Source organism: Modestobacter italicus (assembly GCF_000306785.1).
Lineage (GTDB): Bacteria > Actinomycetota > Actinomycetes > Mycobacteriales > Geodermatophilaceae > Modestobacter > Modestobacter italicus.
In genome coordinates, this window is record NC_017955.1 from 3,185,814 (window position 1) to 3,207,268 (window position 21,455).

Annotated in this window: 15 protein-coding genes and 3 rRNA genes; 2 read left to right on the forward strand and 16 right to left on the reverse strand. The window is 71.6% G+C overall.

The genetic code is table 11. The annotated features are described in order from the left end of the window. Positions 1-44: 44 nt before the first annotated feature. The gene (locus tag MODMU_RS15230) at positions 45-362 is read left to right on the forward strand and encodes an alkyl sulfatase C-terminal domain-containing protein (protein ID WP_231851645.1); all 318 of its coding nucleotides are present in this window, start codon (positions 45-47) and stop codon (positions 360-362) included. 12 nt (positions 363-374) lie between these two features. Here the strand turns inward: MODMU_RS15230 and MODMU_RS15235 are convergent, their stop codons facing one another. Together MODMU_RS15235 and MODMU_RS15240 are read right to left on the reverse strand one after the other, a co-directional pair. Further along, on the reverse strand, positions 375-1,448 hold the full coding sequence (locus MODMU_RS15235; protein ID WP_014741201.1) for an HAD-IIA family hydrolase: 1,074 nt from the start codon (positions 1,446-1,448) through the stop codon (positions 375-377). Between the two features lie 52 nt (positions 1,449-1,500). After that, positions 1,501-1,902: a tetratricopeptide repeat protein gene (locus tag MODMU_RS15240; protein ID WP_014741202.1), complete on the reverse strand. Its 402-nt coding sequence runs from the start codon at positions 1,900-1,902 to the stop codon at positions 1,501-1,503. 105 nt (positions 1,903-2,007) lie between these two features. Between MODMU_RS15240 and MODMU_RS15245 the strand changes: the two genes are divergently transcribed. Then, a complete protein-coding gene (locus MODMU_RS15245; RefSeq protein ID WP_041795328.1) occupies positions 2,008-3,336 on the forward strand; it encodes a DUF1015 domain-containing protein in 1,329 nt (442 codons plus the stop codon). 14 nt (positions 3,337-3,350) lie between these two features. Here the strand turns inward: MODMU_RS15245 and MODMU_RS15250 are convergent, their stop codons facing one another. The 14 genes from MODMU_RS15250 to argC all read right to left on the reverse strand — a co-directional run bounded on the left by MODMU_RS15250 (position 3,351) and on the right by argC (position 21,392). Beyond that, the gene (locus MODMU_RS15250; RefSeq protein ID WP_014741204.1) at positions 3,351-3,710 is read right to left on the reverse strand and encodes a single-stranded DNA-binding protein; all 360 of its coding nucleotides are present in this window, start codon (positions 3,708-3,710) and stop codon (positions 3,351-3,353) included. A gap of 85 nt (positions 3,711-3,795) precedes the next feature. Next, on the reverse strand, positions 3,796-4,806 hold the full coding sequence (locus MODMU_RS15255) for a tetratricopeptide repeat protein (RefSeq protein WP_014741205.1): 1,011 nt from the start codon (positions 4,804-4,806) through the stop codon (positions 3,796-3,798). 1,532 nt (positions 4,807-6,338) lie between these two features. Beyond that, a 5S ribosomal RNA gene (rrf, locus tag MODMU_RS15265) occupies positions 6,339-6,455 on the reverse strand. A 172-nt stretch (positions 6,456-6,627) separates the two neighbouring features. Further along, positions 6,628-9,754: ribosomal RNA gene (locus MODMU_RS15270) — 23S ribosomal RNA — on the reverse strand. Between the two features lie 486 nt (positions 9,755-10,240). Continuing rightward, positions 10,241-11,760, reverse strand: a 16S ribosomal RNA gene (locus tag MODMU_RS15275). Together the 16S, 23S and 5S rRNA genes form the textbook arrangement of a ribosomal RNA operon. A 355-nt stretch (positions 11,761-12,115) precedes the next feature. After that, positions 12,116-13,408 (reverse strand): tyrosine--tRNA ligase, encoded by a 1,293-nt coding sequence (tyrS, locus tag MODMU_RS15280; RefSeq protein ID WP_014741207.1) that lies wholly within the window; start codon positions 13,406-13,408, stop codon positions 12,116-12,118. Next, positions 13,401-14,102 (reverse strand): DNA-3-methyladenine glycosylase, encoded by a 702-nt coding sequence (locus tag MODMU_RS15285; RefSeq protein WP_331437112.1) that lies wholly within the window; start codon positions 14,100-14,102, stop codon positions 13,401-13,403. The genes tyrS and MODMU_RS15285 overlap by 8 nt, the downstream gene beginning before the upstream one ends. After that, a complete protein-coding gene (argH, locus tag MODMU_RS15290) occupies positions 14,066-15,508 on the reverse strand; it encodes an argininosuccinate lyase (RefSeq protein ID WP_014741209.1) in 1,443 nt (480 codons plus the stop codon). Before argH ends, MODMU_RS15285 begins: the two co-directional genes overlap by 37 nt. Continuing rightward, the gene (locus MODMU_RS15295; RefSeq protein WP_014741210.1) at positions 15,505-16,059 is read right to left on the reverse strand and encodes an arginine repressor; all 555 of its coding nucleotides are present in this window, start codon (positions 16,057-16,059) and stop codon (positions 15,505-15,507) included. The genes argH and MODMU_RS15295 overlap by 4 nt, the downstream gene beginning before the upstream one ends. 30 nt (positions 16,060-16,089) lie before the next feature. Next, on the reverse strand, positions 16,090-17,037 hold the full coding sequence (gene argF, locus MODMU_RS15300) for an ornithine carbamoyltransferase (protein WP_014741211.1): 948 nt from the start codon (positions 17,035-17,037) through the stop codon (positions 16,090-16,092). Continuing rightward, complete coding sequence (locus tag MODMU_RS15305) at positions 17,034-18,218, reverse strand: acetylornithine transaminase (RefSeq protein ID WP_014741212.1); 1,185 nt, start codon at positions 18,216-18,218, stop codon at positions 17,034-17,036. The genes argF and MODMU_RS15305 overlap by 4 nt, the downstream gene beginning before the upstream one ends. Then, positions 18,215-19,207 (reverse strand): acetylglutamate kinase, encoded by a 993-nt coding sequence (gene argB / locus MODMU_RS15310; protein WP_014741213.1) that lies wholly within the window; start codon positions 19,205-19,207, stop codon positions 18,215-18,217. The genes MODMU_RS15305 and argB overlap by 4 nt, the downstream gene beginning before the upstream one ends. Beyond that, positions 19,204-20,355, reverse strand: a complete 1,152-nt coding sequence (gene argJ, locus MODMU_RS15315) for a bifunctional glutamate N-acetyltransferase/amino-acid acetyltransferase ArgJ (protein WP_014741214.1) — start codon at positions 20,353-20,355, stop codon at positions 19,204-19,206. Before argJ ends, argB begins: the two co-directional genes overlap by 4 nt. After that, the gene (gene argC / locus MODMU_RS15320; RefSeq protein WP_014741215.1) at positions 20,352-21,392 is read right to left on the reverse strand and encodes an N-acetyl-gamma-glutamyl-phosphate reductase; all 1,041 of its coding nucleotides are present in this window, start codon (positions 21,390-21,392) and stop codon (positions 20,352-20,354) included. Before argC ends, argJ begins: the two co-directional genes overlap by 4 nt. Between the last annotated feature and the right edge of the window lie 63 nt (positions 21,393-21,455).

Consider the following 21,455-nt stretch of genomic DNA (forward strand, 5'->3'; position numbering starts at 1 on the left):
TGGCTGATGGAGGCGACCCGCCCGTGGCGACGCTCGAGCAGTGCATGACCGCCTTGGACGGTTTCGTCGGCAAACTGGCCTCCGCCGACGGGGCCCGCGACCTCGACCGCAGCGTCTCGTGCCGGCTGACCGACCTCGGCCAGGTCGTCGCCGGGCGGCTGGCCCGCGGCGCGGTGCACGACATGACCGCCCAGCCCGACGGGCCGGCGGTGCCCAAGGCCGACATCCGGCTGACCATGAGCAGCGACGACCTGCTGGCGCTGACGTCGGGGCAGCTGTCCTTCACCCCGGCCTGGGCGAGCGGCCGGGTGAAGCTGGAGGCCGGTCTGCGCGACATGCTGCGGCTCCGCTCGCTGCTCTGACCCCGCCGCGGCTCAGCCGACGGGGAGGTCCCACCCGGCCAGCACGGTGGCCGCCTGGTCGTCGCCGGCCCGGACGACCGGCGGGCTGCCGCCGTCGGGGTGCCGCGCCCACTGCGCGAGGGCCAGGGCGCGCAGGCCGTCGAGGCCGTCACCGCCCTCCCGCTCCGGGCCGGTCGAGCGGAGCACCAGGGCCTCCCCCGTCGCGTCGGCCTGCCAGCCGCCGCACCGCCAGGCGCCCTCTACCGCGGTGACGGCGGGGTGCGCAGTGAGCACCCCGGCGACGTCGGGGGCGAGCAGGTCCGGTCGGTGCTCGGGGACGGCGGCCAGCAGGTCGGCCGGCCGGGCCACCCCGGTGAGCACGAGCAGGCTGGCCGCCCCGGCGCGGCGGGCGCCCTCGATGTCGGTGTCGAGCCGGTCGCCGACGACGAGCGGGCGGCGGGCCCCGGTCCGGCGGACGCACTCGGCGTGCATCGCCGGGTCCGGCTTGCCGGTGACCAGGGGCTGCTGGCCGGTGACGGCGCTGACCACGCCGACCAGGGCTCCGTTGCCGGGGAGCACGCCGCGCGGCGAGGGGATGGTCGCGTCGGTGTTGGTGGCGACGTGGCGCGCCCCGTTGCGGACGGCCACGACCGCCTCGGCCAGCTGCGCCCAGCCCACGCCCGGCCCGTAGCCCTGCACGACCGCGACCGGGGACTCCTCGGCGCGGTCGACGACGGTGAGCCCGGCCGCGGTCAGCGCCGCCGCGACGCCGGGACCGCCGACGGGCAGCACCGCGGCACCGGCCCCGAAGCGCTCGGCCACCACCGAGGCGGCCGCCTGCGAGCTGGTGATGACGTCGGCGGAGCCGGCCGGGACACCGAGCGCGGTGAGGTGCTCGGCCACCTGCTCGGGCGTCCGCGCGGCGTTGTTGGTGACGTAGCCCAACCGCATGCCGGCCGCCACGGCCGAGGCCAGCGCCGCGGGCACGCCGGGCACGGCGTCCGGGCCGACGTAGACCACGCCGTCGAGGTCGAGCAGGGCGACGTCGTAGGTCTCCGCCGGGGGCTCGGCCGCACCCGCGGCGAGCGGGAGCGGCGCCGGGCTCACGCGGCACCGCCGGACGGGTGGGCGGGTCGGACCCGGGGTGCGGGGACGGTGTTCACGGCAGCTCCTCTGCGAGACCGCGGCGGGCTCGGACGCCGCGCAGCGCTCGTGCGTAGTGACCCAGGTCGGGGCGCATGGCCACCGCCAGCGCGAGGTGCTCGGCGGCGGTCTCCAGGTCACCGGCCCGGCTGGCGGCCAGACCGAGCCCGAACTGGGCGTAGTCGTCGGTGGGGTTGACGCTGATCAACCGGGTGAAGCTGTCCATCGCGGCCCGGTACCGGTGGGCACCGTACTGCGCCCGGGCCAGGGCCTCGAGCACGCTGCGCGACCCGGGCTCGGCGGTCAGTGCGCGCTCCAGCAGGGTCGCCGCGGCGTCCGGGTGGCCGTTCCCGAGCAGCTCGAGCCCGCGCTGGTACCACTCGTAGACCCCGCCGTCCGGCTGCCCTGGCCCGGTCACCGCCGCTCCCCTCCTGGCGCGCCCCAGCCGGGCGGCTGTCCCGGCAGGGCAGCGCCGGCAGACGCCGCCGCCGGATCCCAGCCGGTGCGCTCCTACGATCGACTCGTGCCCTCGACGTCGGCGGACGCCCCGCCCCCTGACGCAACGGGCCTCGACGTCCGACCGTTTCGTGCTCTGACCTACCGGGAGCACGACCCGGAGCACCTGGCCCGGGTCAGCTCGCCGGCCTACGACCTCGTGACCGCAGCAGGCCGCGACCGGCTGGCCGCGGCTGATCCGCACAACATCGTCCGCCTGATCCTGCCGCACGTCGACCCGGTGCCCGGCCAGGACACCAGCCGGCCGGCGCGGGACGGCCGCTCGGCCGACGCCGCCGCGCGGACGCTGCACCGCTGGCTCGCCGACGGGGTGCTGCAGCAGGACGACGGCCCCGCGCTGTGGCGCTACGAGATGGCCGGGCCGGACGGCGCGGTGACCACCGGCTGGCTGGGTGCCGTGACGCTCCCGCCGCCCGGCTCGGCGGCCGTGCTCCCGCACGAGGACACCTTCGCCCCGGCCGTGGCCGGCCGGACCGCGCTGCTGGCGGCCACCCACACCGACCTGGAGCCGATCGTGCTGGCGCACGACCCCGACCCGGAGGTGGCCGAGCTGACCCGGCTGACCGGCACCGGGACGCCGTCCCTGCAGGTCGCCGACCCCGACGGGGTGGTGCACCGGCTGTGGCGGGTCGCCGACCCGGCGACGGTGGACCGGCTGACCCGGGCGCTGGCCGGCACCCGGTCGGTGATCGCCGACGGCCACCACCGGTTCGCGGCCGCGCGCGAGCACCTCGCCACCGCGCGGGGTGCGGACGAGGCGGACAGCGGCCACGGCCGGGTGCTCGCCCTGCTCACCCCGATGGGCCCGGGCGGCCTGCGGCTGCACGCCATCCACCGGGTGGTGCCGGACCTCTCGCTGACCGACGCCCTGGCCGCCGCGGGGCACGGGTTCCGGGTGCGAGAGGTGGCACCGGCAGGCGAGGACCTCCGGGCCACCGCGCAGGAGTGGACCGAGCAGGCAGGCGGACCGGCGTTCCTGGTCACCGACGGCGCCCGGCTGGCGGAGCTGTCCGGCCCTTCCCCGGAGATGACCGCTGCCGTGCCCGCGGAGGCGCCGGCCGCGTGGCGGGGGCTGGACGTGGTGCTGGCCCACGCGGCGCTGCTCACCGGACTCTGGGGCCGCTCGGACGACCCGTCGTCGGTGCTGGTCGCCCACGACGTCGACGAGGCGCTGCGGCTGGCCGACGAGCGGGCGGGGGTGGCCGTGCTGCTGCGGTCGCCGTCGCCGTCGGACGTGGCGGCGGTGGCCCGGGCCGGGGCCCGGATGCCGCGGAAGTCGACGCTGTTCGTGCCGAAGCCCAGGACCGGGCTGGTGCTGCGGCCGCACGGCGACTGAGACCGCGGGCCGGGTCACGCCGACCGCGGCGCGGTGCGCTGGCCGGCCTTGGCGATCCGCCGGGCGCGACGGCAGCTGACCTCGTAGGCGACGGCGGTGCCGGTCGGGGTGCGCCAGAAGCGTCGCTGCAGCGAGCCCTCGACCTCGAGCACGTCATCGGGCGCCCAGGCGCTCGCGTGCCGGTGCAGTGACCGCAGCGTGCTGACGCAGGTGAAGACATCGGACTTCGGGCCACCGGGGCGCGGCTTCTCCCGGCGCACGACGAGCTTGACGACGAGCAGCGTGTCGCCGCTGGGCAGCGGACGGAGCTCGGGAGGGGCCGACAACCGTCCGCGCAGGACGACGTCGTTCCGGTCGATGACGGCGAGGCTCATGCAGCCAGCGTCGCGTCCGGTCCCCCACCCCGGCCAGGGCCGCCACGGATCTGTGGACGGCCCTGGCGGGTGTGGACGGCGGCGGTCAGTCCGTCGGTGGGCGCTGCTCCTCGTCGGGGGTGGCCTCCTGGAACAGCCGGGTGTGGTCGCGCTCGACGGGCGGCGGGACCTCCCCGAGCAGCTCGGCGACCTCGGCCTCGATGTCGTCCTGGGTCACCTCGCCGCCGACCTCGTCGGCCAGCGCCCGGCCGAGCTCCTCGTCACCGGCGGACCCGGCGGTCGCGTCGTCGGAGTCCTCCCCGGTCACGTCGTCGTCCGCGTCGTCGTCCTCGTCGTCCGCGTCGTCGTCCTCGTCGTCCGCGTCGTCGTCCTCGTCGTCCGCGTCGTCGTCCTCGTCGTCCGCGTCGTCGTCCTCGTCGTCCAGCTCGGTGAGCTCGTCGTCGACGTCGTCCGAGTCGTCGAGGTCGTCGTCGGGGTCTTCGGCGAAGTGCTCGGACACGCCCGTCAGGTCGTCCGGGTCGGCCGCGGCGATGGCCGAGTACCACTCCCGGGCCAGCTCGGCGTCCCCCCGGGCGGCAAGCAGGTCCCCGTAGGCGGTGGCCAGCCGGAGCTGCCCCAGGTCGGGGTGGCCCAGGCCGGCCGGGGTGGGCCGACCGCCGAGGGCCGCCTCGAGCACCAGCGCAGCTGCCGGCAGCTCACCGAGGTCCTGCCGGGCGCCGGCCTCGACCAGCCGGAGCTCGACGAGCTCCTCGGCGTCGGGCTGGGCCTCGAGGGCCTCCTGCACCAGCCGGAGGGCGTTCTCCGGGCGACCGAGCGCCCGCTCGCAGTCGGCGAGGACGGCACGGTAGCTCTGGTCGCCGCTCATCCGGGCGTAGGCGCGGAGCTCGCGGGCCGCCTCGGCGAAGTCGCCGGCGTGGTACGCGGCGACGCCGACGGCCTCCCGCACGGGGGCGAGCCGGGAGGCGCGGTCCCGGGCGGCGCGGGCGTGCTCGAGCGCGAGCTCCGGGTCCTCCTCCAGCAGGCCACCGGCGGCCACGAGGTGCCGGCCGACCGTGTCGGCGTTGCGGGTATCGAGGCCGCGGAGCGCGGTCCGCACCGACGGGTCCAGCTCCCGGGCGTCCGCCCAGTCGGGCAGCGCAGGACCGGGGGCGCGGCGGGGAGCCGCGTCGTCCCGAGCAGGCGGTCGGCGATCCGACGACGACGGGCGGCCGGCGGCGGAGCCACCCCGCTCGGGACGGCGCTCACGCCAGTTCCCGCCGTCACCGGCCTCACCGGTGGGGCCCCCGGCGCGCTGCGGCCGACGGTCCTGCCAGGCGGGACGGTCGGAGGCGGGGCGGTCGCCGCCCGGACGCCTGTCCTGACCCTCCGGACGCCCACCGGCGGACCGGTCGCGGTACGGGCGGTCGCCACCGCCGTGCCGGTCCTGCCAGGCACGCTGGGCCACCTCCGGGTTCGCCGGCCGGTCGGTGCGCGGACGGCGCTCGGGTGCTGCCTCACGCTCGCCGGTCGGGCGGTCCTGACGGGGGCGCTCGCCGCCCGGGCTGCGGTCCTGCCACTCGCGGCGCGGTCCACCCGAGGACTGCGGACGGTCCCCGGAGGGACGACGGTCCTGCCAGCTGGGGCGGTCACCCGAGGGTCGGCCACCACCCTGCGGGCGGTCACCGGCGGGACGGCGGTCCTGCCAGCTCGGACGGTCACCCGAGGGCCGGCCCCCGCCCTGCGGACGGCCACCGCCCTGGGGGCGCCCGCCGCCCGGGCTGCGGTCCTGCCACTCCCGGCGGGGTCCACCCGAGGACTGCGGGCGGTCACCCGCCGGACGACGGTCCTGCCAGCTCGGGCGGTCACCAGACGGTCGGCCACCACCCTGCGGGCGGTCTCCCGCCGGACGACGGTCCTGCCAGCTGGGGCGGTCACCGGAGGGCCGGCCACCACCCTGCGGACGGCCACCGCCCGGGCTGCGGTCCTGCCACTCGCGGCGGGGTCCACCCGAGGACTGCGGGCGGTCACCCGCCGGACGACGGTCCTGCCAGCTGGGGCGGTCACCGGAGGGGCGGCCACTCCCCTGCGGGCGGTCACCCGCCGGACGACGGTCCTGCCAGTTGGGGCGGTCACCGGAGGGGCGGCCACCACCCTGGGGGCGGTCACCGAACGAGCGCTGGTCCCGCTGCGGACGTCCGCCGCTCTGCGGCCGGTCGCGCTGCGGACGGTCACCTGTGGGACGGCCCCACTCACCGCCGGCCGCACCGCCCTGGGCGCGGTAGCGATCGTCACGTGACGATCCCTCGCGCGGAGCCGCGCCGCGGCTGCCGTCGCTGGGGCGGGAGCCGCGGTGACCGGCAGGACGCTGCGGCCGACCTCCGGTACCGCCCTGCCGGGGCCCGCCGCTGCTACCTCGGGAACCGCCGGTGCCCCGACCTCGGTCTGAGCCGGCCGGCCCGCGTCGCGGAGAAGTCATGATGCTGTACGTACCTCACTGGTGAACGGCGCACGCCCGACGGGGGCACCTCTACGGCATCGCATCCACCCGGCACCGCTCGCTGAGCAGCACCCGGTCGGTCGACGAAAGTGGGACACACGCACAAAACGGGGGCCGGAGCAGATGCTCCGACCCCCGTTTCGTTGAGTTATGTCCGGCGGCGTCCTACTCTCCCACCCGGTCCCCCGAGCAGTACCATCGGCGCTGAAAGGCTTAGCTTCCGGGTTCGGAATGAGACCGGGCGTTTCCCTTTCGCCATGACCGCCGTAACACTGTGAAGATGTACCCACCCACCACCACCCCGATCCCGTGAGGGATGGTGTGGCGGCTGGAGGTGGGGGAACCGCGCCCGGTCGAATGATCGGGGGTTCCGTACCTTCAGAGCTGCACAGTGGACGCGAGACGATCAAGCACGTTGGAGCAATGTTGCTGGATGTATGTGTGGTCAAGCCCTCGGCCTATTAGTACCGGTCAGCTCCACGCATTACTGCGCTTCCACCTCCGGCCTATCAACCCGCTGGTCTGGGCGGGGGCCTTACCCGGTTGACCCGGTGAGAGACCTCATCTTGAAGCGAGCTTCCCGCTTAGATGCTTTCAGCGGTTATCCCTGCCGAACGTAGCCAACCAGCAGTGCTCCTGGCGGAACAACTGGCACACCAGAGGTTCGTCCGTCCCGGTCCTCTCGTACTAGGGACAGCTCTTCTCAAGTCTCTTACGCGCACGGCGGATAGGGACCGAACTGTCTCACGACGTTCTAAACCCAGCTCGCGTACCGCTTTAATGGGCGAACAGCCCAACCCTTGGGACCTACTCCAGCCCCAGGATGCGACGAGCCGACATCGAGGTGCCAAACCATCCCGTCGATATGGACTCTTGGGGAAGATCAGCCTGTTATCCCCGGGGTACCTTTTATCCGTTGAGCGACACCGCTTCCACATGCCGGTGCCGGGTCACTAGTCCCAGCTTTCGCTCCTGCTCGACCCGTCGGTCTCGCAGTCAAGCTCCCTTGTGCACTTGCACTCGACACCTGATTGCCAACCAGGCTGAGGGAACCTTTGGGCGCCTCCGTTACATTTTGGGAGGCAACCGCCCCAGTTAAACTACCCACCTGACACTGTTCCTGATCCGGATCACGGACCGAGGTTAGACATCCAATTCGACCAGAGTGGTATTTCAACGGCGACTCCACGAACACTGGCGTGCCCGCTTCACAGTCTCCCACCTATCCTACACAAGCCGAACCGAACACCAATATCAAGCTATAGTGAAGGTCCCGGGGTCTTTCCGTCCTGCCGCGCGTAACGAGCATCTTTACTCGTAGTGCAATTTCGCCGAGCCTGTGGTTGAGACAGCTGAGAAGTCGTTACGCCATTCGTGCAGGTCGGAACTTACCCGACAAGGAATTTCGCTACCTTAGGATGGTTATAGTTACCACCGCCGTTTACTGGCGCTTGAGTTCTGAGCTTCGCGCACCGAGGTGCACTAACCCGTCCCCTTAACGTTCCAGCACCGGGCAGGCGTCAGTCCGTATACATCGTCTTTCGACTTCGCACGGACCTGTGTTTTTAGTAAACAGTCGCTTCTCACTGGTCTCTGCGACCACCCACCGCTACCCGCAGCACGTGCGTTGACGGTGAATGGCCCCCCTTCTCCCGAAGTTACGGGGGCATTTTGCCGAGTTCCTTAACCACAGTTCGCTCGATCGCCTTGGTATTCTCTACCTGACCACCTGAGTTGGTTTGGGGTACGGGCCGCTAAGAACTCGCTAGAGGCTTTTCTCGGCAGCATAGGATCATCCAATTCGCCTCATTCGGCTATGCGTCAGGCCTCACCCTGGTGCCGTGCGGATTTACCTACACGACGGGCCACACCCTTGCACCGGTACTACCACTCACCGGTAGGACTACCTTCCTGCGTCACCCCATCGCTTGCCTACTACCAGTCCGGGTCCCGCGTTCCACCAGATCAGACCCGAAGGTCAGTCACCGGCTTCAGGCGGTCAGCATCGCTGGGTTCAGCATGGGCGTTCTTTCGCGGGTACGGGAATATCAACCCGTTGTCCATCGACTACGCCTGTCGGCCTCGCCTTAGGTCCCGACTCACCCTGGGCGGATTAGCCTGGCCCAGGAACCCTTGGTCATCCGGCGGGGGAGTTTCTCACTCCCCTTTCGCTACTCATGCCTGCATTCTCACTCGTGTGGCGTCCACGGCTGGATCACTCCGCCGCTTCCACCGCCACACGACGCTCCCCTACCCATCCACACACCTGGCCACTGACTCAAGGTCAGAGACGGGTTCGTGTGAATGCCACAGCTTCGGCGGTGTGCTTGAGCCCCGCTACATTGTCGGCGCGGAACCACTTGACCAGTGAGCTATTACGCACTCTTTCAAGGGTGGCTGCTTCTAAGCCAACCTCCTGGTTGTCACTGCGATCCCACATCCTTTTCCACTTAGCACACGCTTAGGGGCCTTAGCTGATGATCTGGGCTGTTTCCCTCTCGACTACGAACCTTATCGCCCGCAGTCTCACTGCCACGCTCTCACTTACCGGCATTCGGAGTTTGGTTGATTTCAGTAACCTTGTGGGGCCCCTAGACCATCCAGTGCTCTACCTCCGGCAAGAAACACGTGACGCTGCACCTAAATGCATTTCGGGGAGAACCAGCTATCACCGAGTTTGATTGGCCTTTCACCCCTACCCACAGCTCATCCCCTCCATTTTCAACTGAAGTGGGTTCGGTCCTCCACGCGGTCTTACCCGCGCTTCAACCTGGCCATGGGTAGATCACTCGGCTTCGGGTCTAGAGCACGCGACTGGATCGCCCTGTTCGGACTCGCTTTCGCTACGGCTACCCCACACGGGTTAACCTCGCCACGTACCGCTAACTCGCAGGCTCATTCTTCAAAAGGCACGCAATCACCCCCACGCGTAAACGCGCATAAGGCTCTCACGGCTTGTAGGCACACGGTTTCAGGTACTATTTCACTCCCCTCCCGGGGTACTTTTCACCTTTCCCTCACGGTACTTGTCCGCTATCGGTCACCAGGGAGTATTTAGGCTTAGCGGGTGGTCCCGCCAGATTCACACCGAATTTCACGGGCTCGGTGCTACTTGGGAGCAGATCCGGGAGAGACTGAGTTTTCGTGTACGGGGCTCTCACCCTCTACGGCGACCCCTTCCAGAGGCCTTCCACTAACACAGTCTTTTCTGACTCCCTGACAGTTCGGCAGAACCATCTGGATCGTCCCACGACCCCGACCACACAACGCCTGCCGGCTTGACATGCGATCGGTTTAGCCTCATCCGCTTTCGCTCGCCACTACTCACGGAATCACGGTTGTTTTCTCTTCCTGTGGGTACTGAGATGTTTCACTTCCCCACGTTCCCTCCACACGCCCTATGTGTTCAGGCGCGGGTCACACCACATGACTGGTGCGGGGTTCCCCCATTCGGAAATCCTCGGATCAACGCTCGGTTGACAGCTCCCCGAGGCTTATCGCAGCCTCCTACGTCCTTCATCGGCTCCTGGTGCCCAGGCATCCACCGTGTGCCCTTAACAACTTGGCCACACAAACACCCACGCCCACCCACAACAAAACACCCGCCCCCACAAGGAGAACAGGCAACTCCGTCCTGGACCAGCGCAGGTATCCAGATACATACCTACAAACTTGCTAGATGCTCGCGTCCACTGTGCAGTTCTCAACGTACGGGAAGTCACCCCACAACCCCCACCGCCAGACCCCGGCAACCCGGGCGGTACGACGAGCATGAGGCCCTTCAAGAGTTCACAACCCAACCCCGCAGGGCCGGCCCGTTCCCTCAGGACCCAACAGCGTGCCTACGATCCCCGATCCCTGCCCGATCCCGTTCCACGCCCTCCCCGAAGGAAGAGCCGTACTAGGCACCAGGCTGAGCCGGCGACCGAACTGGTCAGTGTTCCACCCTCGAGCTCCGCCACCAACACCCGAGCCCACCCGAGATTGGGCAGGCTTCACGGTCGGCGCGCGGCTCTGGACCACCACAACGAGTGTGGCGGCCAGTGCTCCTTAGAAAGGAGGTGATCCAGCCGCACCTTCCGGTACGGCTACCTTGTTACGACTTCGTCCCAATCGCCGATCCCGCCTTCGACGGCTCCCTCCACAAGGGTTGGGCCACCGGCTTCGGGCGTTACCGACTTTCGTGACGTGACGGGCGGTGTGTACAAGGCCCGGGAACGTATTCACCGCAGCGTTGCTGATCTGCGATTACTAGCGACTCCAACTTCATGGGGTCGAGTTGCAGACCCCAATCCGAACTGAGACCGGCTTTTTGGGATTCGCTCCACCTCGCGGTATCGCAGCCCTTTGTACCGGCCATTGTAGCATGTTTGCAGCCCTAGACATAAGGGGCATGATGATTTGACGTCATCCCCACCTTCCTCCGAGTTGACCCCGGCAGTCTCCTATGAGTCCCCACCATCACGTGCTGGCAACATAGAACGAGGGTTGCGCTCGTTGCGGGACTTAACCCAACATCTCACGACACGAGCTGACGACAACCATGCACCACCTGTGCACGACGCCAAAGGCACCCCGTATCTCTACGAGATTTCCGTGCATGTCAAGCCTAGGTAAGGTTCTTCGCGTTGCATCGAATTAAGCAACATGCTCCGCCGCTTGTGCGGGCCCCCGTCAATTCCTTTGAGTTTTAGCCTTGCGGCCGTACTCCCCAGGCGGGGCGCTTAATGCGTTAGCTGCGGCACGGAGACCGTGGAATGGCCCCCACACCTAGCGCCCAACGTTTACGGCGTGGACTACCAGGGTATCTAATCCTGTTCGCTCCCCACGCTTTCGCTCCTCAGCGTCAGTTACTGCCCAGAGACCCGCCTTCGCCACCGGTGTTCCTCCTGATATCTGCGCATTTCACCGCTACACCAGGAATTCCAGTCTCCCCTGCAGTACTCTAGTTTGCCCGTATCGACTGCGGGCCCGAGGTTGAGCCTCGGGTTTTCACAGCCGACGTGACAGACCGCCTACGAGCTCTTTACGCCCAATAATTCCGGACAACGCTTGCACCCTACGTATTACCGCGGCTGCTGGCACGTAGTTGGCCGGTGCTTCTTCTGTAGGTACCGTCACTTGCGCTTCGTCCCTACTGAAAGAGGTTTACAACCCGAAGGCCGTCATCCCTCACGCGGCGTCGCTGCGTCAGGCTTTCGCCCATTGCGCAATATTCCCCACTGCTGCCTCCCGTAGGAGTCTGGGCCGTGTCTCAGTCCCAGTGTGGCCGGTCACCCTCTCAGGCCGGCTACCCGTCGTCGCCTTGGTAGGCCATTACCCCACCAACAAGCTGATAGGCCGCGGGCCCATCCTCAGCCGATGAATCTTTCCACCACCAGACCATGCGGTCAGCGGTCACGTCCGGTATTAGCACCAATTTCTTGGAGTTATCCCAGAGCTGAGGGCAGGTTGCCCACGTGTTACTCACCCGTTCGCCGCTAGGGCACCCCCCGAAGGAGGGCCTCGCTCGACTTGCATGTGTTAAGCACGCCGCCAGCGTTCGTCCTGAGCCAGGATCAAACTCTCCGTAGATGATTTGATCGCAGCTGAGACCGAGAGTTGGCACTCTCGTTCAATCAACCAAAGGAACCCAAGACCATGACCACCCATAAAGGCAGTCAGGCCAGGGGGTATTGATACTTGGCACTGACTTTCGGCACGCTGTTGAGTTCTCAAGGAGCGGACGCGCGGAGAACCAGACCTTGGAAGGTCGTCGTCTCCGGCTTGTGTTGTCCTGCTCGGCGCCCGGGCCCGGCCTCGCGGTCGTTCCCGGCGCAGAGAGAAAGTTACGTGGATCCGGCGGGGGTGTCAAACCCGGGGGTCGTGACGCGCGCCACCTGCCCGGAACCCGGCCGTCATCCGCTGTTCACACGGCCCGGGAGCCCCGTCAGACGGAGCGTCCTGCCCCCGCCCGGTGCACGCCGGCCACCGACCGCTTGCCCTTGCGGAGCACCAGCCACCCCCCGGGCAGCCAGTCCCCCGGCTCCGGCACCGCGTCGGCGTCGGCGACCCGCACGTTGTTCACGTACGCCCCGCCCTCCTTGACCGTCCGGCGCGCGTCGGACAGCGAGGACGCCAGCCCGGCGCGCTGAAGGAGCGTGGACACCGGTGCCGCCGGGTCCTCGACCTCCACCGCACCCGCCTCGGTGAGCGCGGCCGCCAGCGTGGCCGGGTCGAGCTCGCTGAGCTCCGCCCGCCCGAACAGCGCACGCCCCGCCGCCTCGGCCTGGGCCAGCTGCTCCGGTCCGTGCACGAGGCGGGTCAGCTCCTCGGCCAGGGCCCGCTGCGGAGCCCGGGACGCCGGGCGCTCCACCGACTCCGCGACCAGCGCCGCGACGTCGTCCGCCGGTCGTTCGGAGAACAGCGGCAGCCAGGCGCGCGCGTCGACGTCCTCGATGTTCAGCCAGTACTGGAAGAACGCGTACGGGCTGGTGAGCTCGGGGTCGAGCCAGACGGTGGCGCCCTCGGTCTTGCCGATCTTCTTGCCGTCGGCGGTGGTGATCAGCGGCGTCGCCAGCGCGTGCGCCGAGGCGCCGTCGGTCCGCCGGACGAGGTCCACGCCGGCGGTGATGTTGCCCCACTGGTCGGAGCCACCGGACTGCAGCGTGCAACCGTGCCGGAGGAACAGCTCGCGGAAGTCGTTGGCCTGCAGGATCTGGTAGCTGAACTCGGTGTAGCTGATCCCCGCGTCGCTGTTCAGCCGGGCGGACACCGCCTCCTTGGCCAGCATCCGGTTGACCCGGAAGTGCTTGCCGAGGTCGCGCAGGAAGTCGATGGCCGACAGCGGCGCGGTCCACTCCAGGTTGTCCACGTAGATCGGCGCGGCCAGCCCCTGCTCGGCCGCCGGCAGGTCCAGGAACGGCGCGACCCGCTGCCGGATCCGGTCCACCCACGCGGCCACCTGGCCCGGGTCGTTGAGCTGCCGCTCCGCGGACGGTCGCGGGTCACCGATCAGCCCCGTGGCCCCGCCGACCAACACGATCGGCTGGTGGCCGGCGCGCTGGAGTGCCCGCAGCACCATGAACTGGATCAGGTGCCCGACGTGCAGGCTCGCCGCGGTCGGGTCGAAGCCGCAGTAGTAGGTGACCGGGCCCTCGGCCAGGTGCGCGCGCAGCGCCTCCTCGTCGGTGCTCTGGGCGATCAGCCCACGGCGGTGCAGCTCGTCGATCACGTCAGTCACGGGCCTGATCCTGCCTGGCGGCCCGGCGGGGCTTGCCGCCCGCCCGGAACGGGCTCACCGACGGGGCTCCGGTCTCCCAGAACCGCCACGGCAGGTCGGTGGCCACGCTGATCCCCACCCGGGGGCCGGCCGAGACGTCGGCGGGTGGTGAACCCCGGTGCAGCCGGACACCGGACGCCGGGTCGAGCAGGGCCGCGCCCCGGTCGTCGGGGCCGATCGCCAGCGCCTGGGTGAGCCGGGCCGGGCCGCGGGCCAGGTCCCGCGCGGCCCGCGCGGCCGGGCGTCGGGACCGCGCCAGCGGCTCCCCCGCCACGACCTCCCCCGCGCGCAGCAGCACGGCCGCCCCTCGGCCGACCGGCCCGACGACGACGTTGGCGCACCAGTGCACGCCGTAGCTGAAGTACACGTAGAGCCGGCCGGGCGGGCCGAACATGATCTCCGCCCGGGGCGTCGGGCCGCGGTGCGCGTGCGAGGCGGGGTCCTCCCCCGCACCCGAGTACGCCTCCACCTCGGTCAGCCGGAGCGCGACCTGCCCCTCGGGCCGGTCGGCGACGACCCAGCAGCCGAGCAGCGACGGCGCGACCACGTCGACCGGCCCGAGCAGGTCCGCGGCCTCCAGCAGCGGACCCGGCTCGGGCGTCGGGGCGGCCGGGGAGGTCAGAGGGCCGCCGCCACCGGTGAGTGCAGGGCCCAGTCGCTGTGCTGCCGGGCCAGCTCGGCCAGCGTGGTCAGCTGCTCGGCCACCCGCTCGGGGGCCGTCCCACCCCGGGCCCGGCGGGCCGACAGCGCGCCCTCGACGTGCAGCACCGAGCGCACCTCGGGGGTGAGCCGCTCGTCGATCCCGGCCAGCTGCTCGTCGTCCAGCTGGTCGAGCTCCAGGCCGGCCTGCTCGCAGAAGGAGACCATCGCGCCGCTGATCTCGTGCGCCGACCGGAACGGGACGCCGTTGGACACCAGCCACTCGGCGACGTCGGTGGCAAGCGCGAACCCCTGCGGCGCGGCGGCCTCCATGACCTCCGGGCGCAGCGTGAGGGTGGCGACCATCCCGGTGACCGCGGGCAGCAGCAGGAGCAGCTGCTCGACGGAGTCGAAGACTGGCTCCTTGTCCTCCTGCAGGTCGCGGTCGTAGGCCAGCGGCAGGCCCTTGAGCGTGGTGAGCAGACCGGTCAGGTTGCCGACGAACCGGCCGGCCTTGCCGCGAGCCAGCTCGGCGATGTCCGGGTTCTTCTTCTGCGGCATGATCGACGACCCGGTCGCCCAGGCGTCGTCCAGCCGCGCCCAGCCGAACTCGGTCGACGTCCACAGCACGACCTCCTCCCCCAGCCGGGACAGGTGGACGCCGATCAGCGCCGCGGCGAAGCAGAACTCGGCGGCGAAGTCGCGGTCGCTGACCGCGTCGATGCTGTTGTCCGAGGCCCGGTCGAAGCCGAGCTCGGCGGCGACGGCGTCGGGGTCCAGCGGCAGCGACGAGCCGGCCAGCGCGCCGGAGCCCAGCGGGCTGACCGCGGCGCGCTTGTCCCAGTCGACCAGCCGGTCGACGTCCCGGGCGATCGAGTGCGCGTGGGCGAGCAGCTGGTGGGCGATGAGGATCGGCTGGGCGTGCTGCAGGTGGGTCATGCCCGGCGCGGCGACGTCCCGGTAGCGCAGCGCCAGCCCGATCAGGGCGTACTCCAGCGAGGCCAGCTCGCCGGCCAGGGCGCGCACGTTGTGCCGCAGGTACAGCCGCAGGTCGGTGGCGACCTGGTCGTTGCGGCTGCGCCCGGCGCGGAGCTTGCCGCCGAGCGTGCCCAGCTTGTCCAGCAGCCCGCGCTCGAGCGCCTCGTGCACGTCCTCGTCGGCCTCGATCGGCGCGAAGGTGCCGTCGGCGACCTCGGCGGACAGCTCGGTGAGCGCGCCGATCATGCGGGCCAGCTCGTCGACGGTCAGCAGCCCGGCGCGCTCCAGCACCCGGGCGTGCGCCCGGGAGCCGGCCAGGTCGTAGGGCGCCAGCCGCCAGTCGACGTCGGTGGACTTGGACAGCGCCGCCATCGCCGGGGAGGGACCGCCTCCGAACCGGCCACCCCACAAGCGGGTCTGGCTGCCCTCGTTCGTCGCCGTCACGGTGCACTCTCTTCCACGTCGTCGCTGCTGTCGGGGTCGGTCCTCGGCTCCGCGGAGCCGGCCGGCGTGCGGCGGGCCAGCGCGAGCAGCTGCTCGGCCAGCGCCGCCCCGCCGTCCGGCTCGCGGGACACCACCAGGAGGGTGTCATCCCCGGCGATCGTGCCCAGCACACCGGGCAGACCGACCTTGTCCAGCCCGGAGGCGAGGAACTGGGCGGCGCCCGGTGGGGTGCGGAGCACGGCCAGGTTCGCGCTGCCCTCGGCGCTGGTGAGCAGGTCGGCCAGCAGCCGGGTCAGCCGCGCCGGCGCGGCCTGGGCCGGGCGCAGCGGGGCGTTCTCCGGCGGCAGCACGTAGGACGCCGGCGCGCCGTCGGAGCCGCGCATCTTCACCGCGCCGAGCTCCTCGAGGTCCCGGGACAGCGTCGCCTGGGTGACGTCGACGCCGGAGTCGGCCAGCAGCCGGGCCAGCTGGGTCTGCGAGGTGACCGGCCCGGCGCTGATCAGCTCCACGATCCGGGCGTGCCGGGCCGACCGGGTCAACGCGCTGGTCACCGCCGACTCCCGGCGGTCATCGGCGTCGCCTCACGCGCTCTGCTCCAGCAGCCAGAGCAGCAGCGCCTTCTGCGCGTGCAGCCGGTTCTCGGCCTCGTCCCAGACCGCGCTCTGCGGGCCGTCGATCACCGCGGCGGCGATCTCCTTGCCACGGTAGGCGGGCAGGCAGTGCAGGACGACGGCGTCGTCGGCGGCCCGCCCCAGCGCCGGCTCGTCGACGGCGTAGGGCAGGAACGGGGCGGTGCGGGCGGCGTACTCGTCCTCCTGGCCCATCGAGACCCAGGTGTCGGTGACCAGGACGTCGGCCCCGTCGGCGGCCGCGGCCGCATCGGCCGTCCACTGCACCGAGCCGCCGGTCTCCGAGGCGATCTCGGCGGCCCGCTTGACGACCGCCGGGTCGGGCTGGAAGGCGTCCGGCGAGCCGATCCGCACGTGCATGCCGGCCAGCGCCCCGCCGAGCAGGTAGGAGTGCGCCATGTTGTTCGCGCCGTCGCCGAGGTAGCTGAAGGTGAGCCCGGCGAGGGCGCCCTTCCGCTCGGCGACGGTCTGCAGGTCGGCCAGGATCTGGCAGGGGTGGTAGGCGTCGGTGAGCGCGTTGACCACCGGTACGCGGCTCACCGCCGCCATCGCCTCCAGCCGGTCCTGCCCGAACGTGCGCCACACGATCGCGGCGACCTGCCGGTCCAGCACCCGGGCGGTGTCCTCGACCGACTCGCCCCGGCCCAGCTGGCTGGTGCCGGAGTCGATGACCAGCGGCGCGCCGCCGAGGTCGGCGATCCCGACCGAGAAGGAGATGCGGGTCCGGGTCGAGGGCTTGTCGAACAGCACCGCGACGGTCCGGGCGGTCCCGTTGGGCGCGCGCAGCGGCGTCGGCGCCGCGGCGGTGTGCCGGGACGCCTTGAGCTGCGCGGCCAGTGCCAGCACCTCGGCCTGCTCGGCCGGGGTGAGGTCGTCGTCCTTGGTGAAGTGCCGGATCACTGCGCGGTCTCCTGGAGAGCGGCGTCCAGCGCGGCCGGGAGGGCGGCGACGAACGCGTCGAGCTGGGCGTCGGTGACGACCAGCGGCGGGGCGATCCGGAGGACGTCCGCCGCCACCCCGTTGGTGAGGAAGCCGGCCGCACGCAGCTGCGCCTCCAGGGCGGCGGCGACCGGGGCGGTGAGGACGACGCCGAGCAGCGCCCCCTGCCCGCGGACGCCGCTGATGCCGGGGTGCCCGAGCGCCTCGACGCCGGCGGTGACGCGGTGCTCGATCTCCTTGGCCCGCTCGAGCAGCCCCTCGTCGCGGATGGTGTCCAGCACGGCGAGCGCGGCGGCGGCCGCGATCGGGTTACCGCCGAAGGTCGACCCGTGCTGGCCGGCGGTCATCAGCTCCGCGGCGTCGCCGAAGGCCAGCGTGGCGCCCAGCGGCAGCCCGCCGCCGAGGGCCTTGGCGAGGGTGACGACGTCGGGCTGCAGCCCGTCGGCCTGGTGTGCGAACCAGTGCCCGGTCCGGCCGGTGCCGGTCTGCACCTCGTCGACGGCGAACAGCGCGCCGGCCTCCCGGGCCTGGGCCGCGGCGGCGGCCAGGTAGCCGGGCGGGGCCGGCAGCACGCCGCCCTCCCCCAGCATCGGCTCGAGCAGCACCATCGCGGTCTGCTCCGTCAGCTGCAGGGCGTCGGCGTCCCCGTAGGGCACGTGCCGCACGCCGCCGGGCAGCGGGGCGAAGGCCGCGGCCTTGCCGGGCTGGCCGGTGAGCGCCAGCGACCCCATGGTGCGGCCGTGGAAGGACCCCAGGGCGGCGACCACCTCGGGCCGCCCGGTCAACCGGCTGATCTTGAACGCCGCCTCGTTGGCCTCGGCGCCGGAGTTGCAGAAGAAGACCCGGCCGGGCCGGCCGGCGAGCTCCAGCAGCCGTTCGGCCAGCCGGACGCCGGGCTCGTGCATGGCCAGGTTGGACACGTGGCCGAGGGTCGCGGCCTGGGTGGAGATGGCCTCGACGACCCTCGGGTGCGCGTGCCCCAGGATCGTGGTGGCGATCCCGCCGAGCAGGTCGGTGTACTCCGCGCCGTCGACGTCCCAGACGGTCGCCCCCGCCCCGCGGGCCAGCGCCACCGGCGGCGTCTTGTAGTTGCCCATCATCACGGCCGACCAGCGGCGGGCCAGCTCCTCGGTGTGCGTCACGGTGCTGACTCCTCTCCTGGTGCGGCAGGGACGACCATCGTCCCGGTGCCCTCGGTGGTGAACATCTCCAGCAGCAGGGCGTGCGGGAGCCGGCCGTCGACGACGGTCGCCCGCTTCACCCCGCCCTCGACCGCGCGCAGGCAGGCGGCCATCTTCGGGATCATCCCGGCGTCCAGGGTCGGCAGGATCTCGGCGAGCTCGGTCGCGTCGATCTGCTCGACCAGCGAGTCCCGGTCGGGCCAGTTGGCGTAGAGCCCCTCCACGTCGGTGAGGACGACGAGCTTCACCGCGCCCAGCGCGACCGCCAGCGCCGCGGCGGCGGTGTCGGCGTTCACGTTGTGCACCTGGCCGGCCGCGTCGGGGGCGACGGTGGCGACGACGGGGATGTGGCCGGACTCGATCAGCGCGGTGACCGGGGTCGGGTCGACCGCGACGACGTCACCGACCAGGCCGACGTCGACCTGCTCGCCGTCGACGACGGCGGCGGTGCGGGCCGCGGTGAACAGCCCGCCGTCCTCACCGGACAGCCCGACGGCCAGCGGGCCGTGCGAGTTGATCAGGCCGACGACCTCCGGGCCCACCTGACCGGTGAGCACCATCCGGACGACGTCGATGGTCTCCTCGGTGGTGACCCGCAGCCCGCCGCGGAACTCGCTGGGGATGCCCAGCCGGTTCAGCATCGCGCTGATCTGCGGGCCGCCGCCGTGCACGACGACCGGGAAGATGCCGCACGTCCGCAGGAACACCATGTCCTCGGCGAAGGCGCGGCGGCACTCCTCGTCGACCATCGCGTGGCCGCCGTACTTCACGACCACCACGTTGCCGTGGAACTCGCGCAGCCACGGCAGCGCACCGGTGAGGACGGCGACCTTGCGCGCGTCGCCCTCGGGGTCGTTGGTCCGCATCACCCGCCGGGTGCCGATGAGCGGCTTGGGCGGGGTCTCGTCGACCGCGACGTCGGGTGGGGTCGGGTCCTGGGCAGCGCTCATGTGGAGTAGGCCGAGTTCTCGTGCACGTAGGCGATGGACAGGTCGTTGGTCCAGATGGTGGCCTGCTCGGCGCCGGCCCCGAGGTCGACGTCGATGGTGACGGCGCGCCCGGTGAGGTCGACGCCCTCGCGCGGGTCGCCGATGGACCCGCCGCGGCAGACGGTGACGCCGTTGATCGTCACGTCGACCCGGTCGGCCTCGAAGGCGGCGTCGGTGGTGCCGATCGCGGCGAGCACCCGGCCCCAGTTCGGGTCGTTGCCGAACAGCGCCGTCTTGAGCAGGTTGTTCCGGGCGCAGGCCCGGCCGGCGGTGAGCGCGTCGGCGACGCTGGCCGCGCCGCGGACGGTGATCGCGATGTCCTTGGTCGAGCCCTCGGCGTCGGCGAGCAGCTGCATCGCCAGGTCGGTGGCGGCCGCGGTGAGCGCCGCGGTGAGCTCCTCGGCGCTCGGGGTGACCCCGCTGGCGCCGTTGGCCAGCACGACCACCGTGTCGTTGGTGGACAGGCAGCCGTCGGAGTCGACCCGCTCGAAGCTGGCGGCGGTCGCCGCGCGCAGTGCCGGCTCCAGCACGGCGGCGTCGACGACGGCGTCGGTGGTGAGCACGACGAGCATGGTGGCCAACGAGGGCGCGAGCATGCCGGCGCCCTTGGCCATCCCGCCGATCGTCCAGCCGTCGCCGGCCTGCACGGTCGTCTTCGGCACCGAGTCGGTGGTCATGATCGCCCGGGCGGCGTCCGGACCGCCGTCGGCCGACAGCGCCCCCGCCGCGCCGCTGACGCCGGCGAGCAGCTTCTCCATCGGCAGCCGGACCCCGATCAGGCCGGTGGAGGCGACGGCGACGTCGATCGCGCCGATGCCCAGCTCACCGGCGACGTGCTCGGCGGTCGCGTGGGTGTCGGCGAAGCCCTCGGGCCCGGTGCAGGCGTTGGCGCCGCCGGAGTTCAGCACCACGGCCCGCAGCCGGTTGCCGGCCAGCACCTGGCGGCTCCACAGCACCGGGGCGGCCGGGAAGCGGTTGGTGGTGAAGACCGCGGCCGCGACGTCGTCCGGGCCGTCGTTGACCACCAGCGCGACGTCCGGGTCGCCGGAGCTCTTCAACCCGGCCGCGACGCCAGCGGCCCGGAAGCCCTGGGGCGCGGTGACGGTCACGGCGCCACCCCCACCAGCGGGAGGCCGGTGGTCTCGGGCAGGCCGAGGGCCAGGTTGGCGCACTGCAGCGCGGCGCCGGCGGTGCCCTTGGTGAGGTTGTCGACCGCGGCGACGACGACCAGGCGGCCGGCGTCCGGGTCGACGGCGAGCTGCAGCTGCACGGTGTTGGCGCCGAGCACGGCAGCCGTGGTCGGCCACTGCCCCTCGGGCAGCAGGTGCACGAACGGCTCGTCGGCGTAGGCCTTCTCGTAGGCGGCCCGCGCCCGGTCGGCGTCGACGCCCGGCGCGAGCGGCGCGGAGCAGGTGGCCAGGATGCCCCGGCTCATGGGCACCAGGGTGGGCGTGAAGCTCACGCTGACCGGTGCACCGGCCGCCTGGGACAGGTTCTGCACCATCTCCGGGGTGTGCCGGTGGACCCCGCCGACGCCGTACGCGCTGGCCGAGCCCATCACCTCGCTGCCCAGCAGGTGGGTCTTGGCGGACTTGCCGGCGCCGCTGGTGCCGCTGGCGGCGACCACGACCACGTCCGGGGTGACCAGCCCGGCGGCCAGCGCCGGGGCCAGCGCGAGGGTCACCGAGGTGGGGTAGCAGCCGGGGACGGCGATCCGCCGCGCCCCGGCCAGTTGCGCCCGCTGCCCGGGCAGCTCGGGCAGCCCGTACGGCCAGTGCCCGGCGTGCTCGCCGCCGTACCAGCGGGCCCACGCGGCCGGGTCGTTGAGCCGGTGGTCGGCCCCGCAGTCGATGACCAGGGTGTCCGCAGGCAGCTCCGCGGCGATCGCCGCGGACTCCCCGTGCGGCAGGGCCAGCACGACCACGTCGTAGCCGGCCAGCTCGGCGGCACTGCTGCCGCGGACCTCGAGGTCGGCGTACGGCGTCAGGTGCGGCTGCAGCTCACCCAGGCGTCGACCGGCACTCGCGTTGGCGTGCACCCCGGTCAGCCGCAGCTGCGGGTGCCCGGCCAGCAGCCGGCACACCTCACCGCCCGCGTACCCGGTGGCGCCGGTGACCCCGACCGTCCACGTCCGTCCCTCGTCCACGATGCATGATCATACACAGCCGTGCATGGACGTGCACTGCCGGGCACCGGTGTCGCGTTCGCC

Coding starts and splice junctions, on each gene's coding strand:
- MODMU_RS15230 (WP_231851645.1), top strand. CDS start 45: ATGACCGCCTTGGACGGTTTCGTCGGCAAACTGGCCTCCGCCGACGGG.
- MODMU_RS15250 (WP_014741204.1), bottom strand. CDS start 3,710: ATGAGCCTCGCCGTCATCGACCGGAACGACGTCGTCCTGCGCGGACGG.
- argB (WP_014741213.1), bottom strand. CDS start 19,207: ATGAGCGCTGCCCAGGACCCGACCCCACCCGACGTCGCGGTCGACGAG.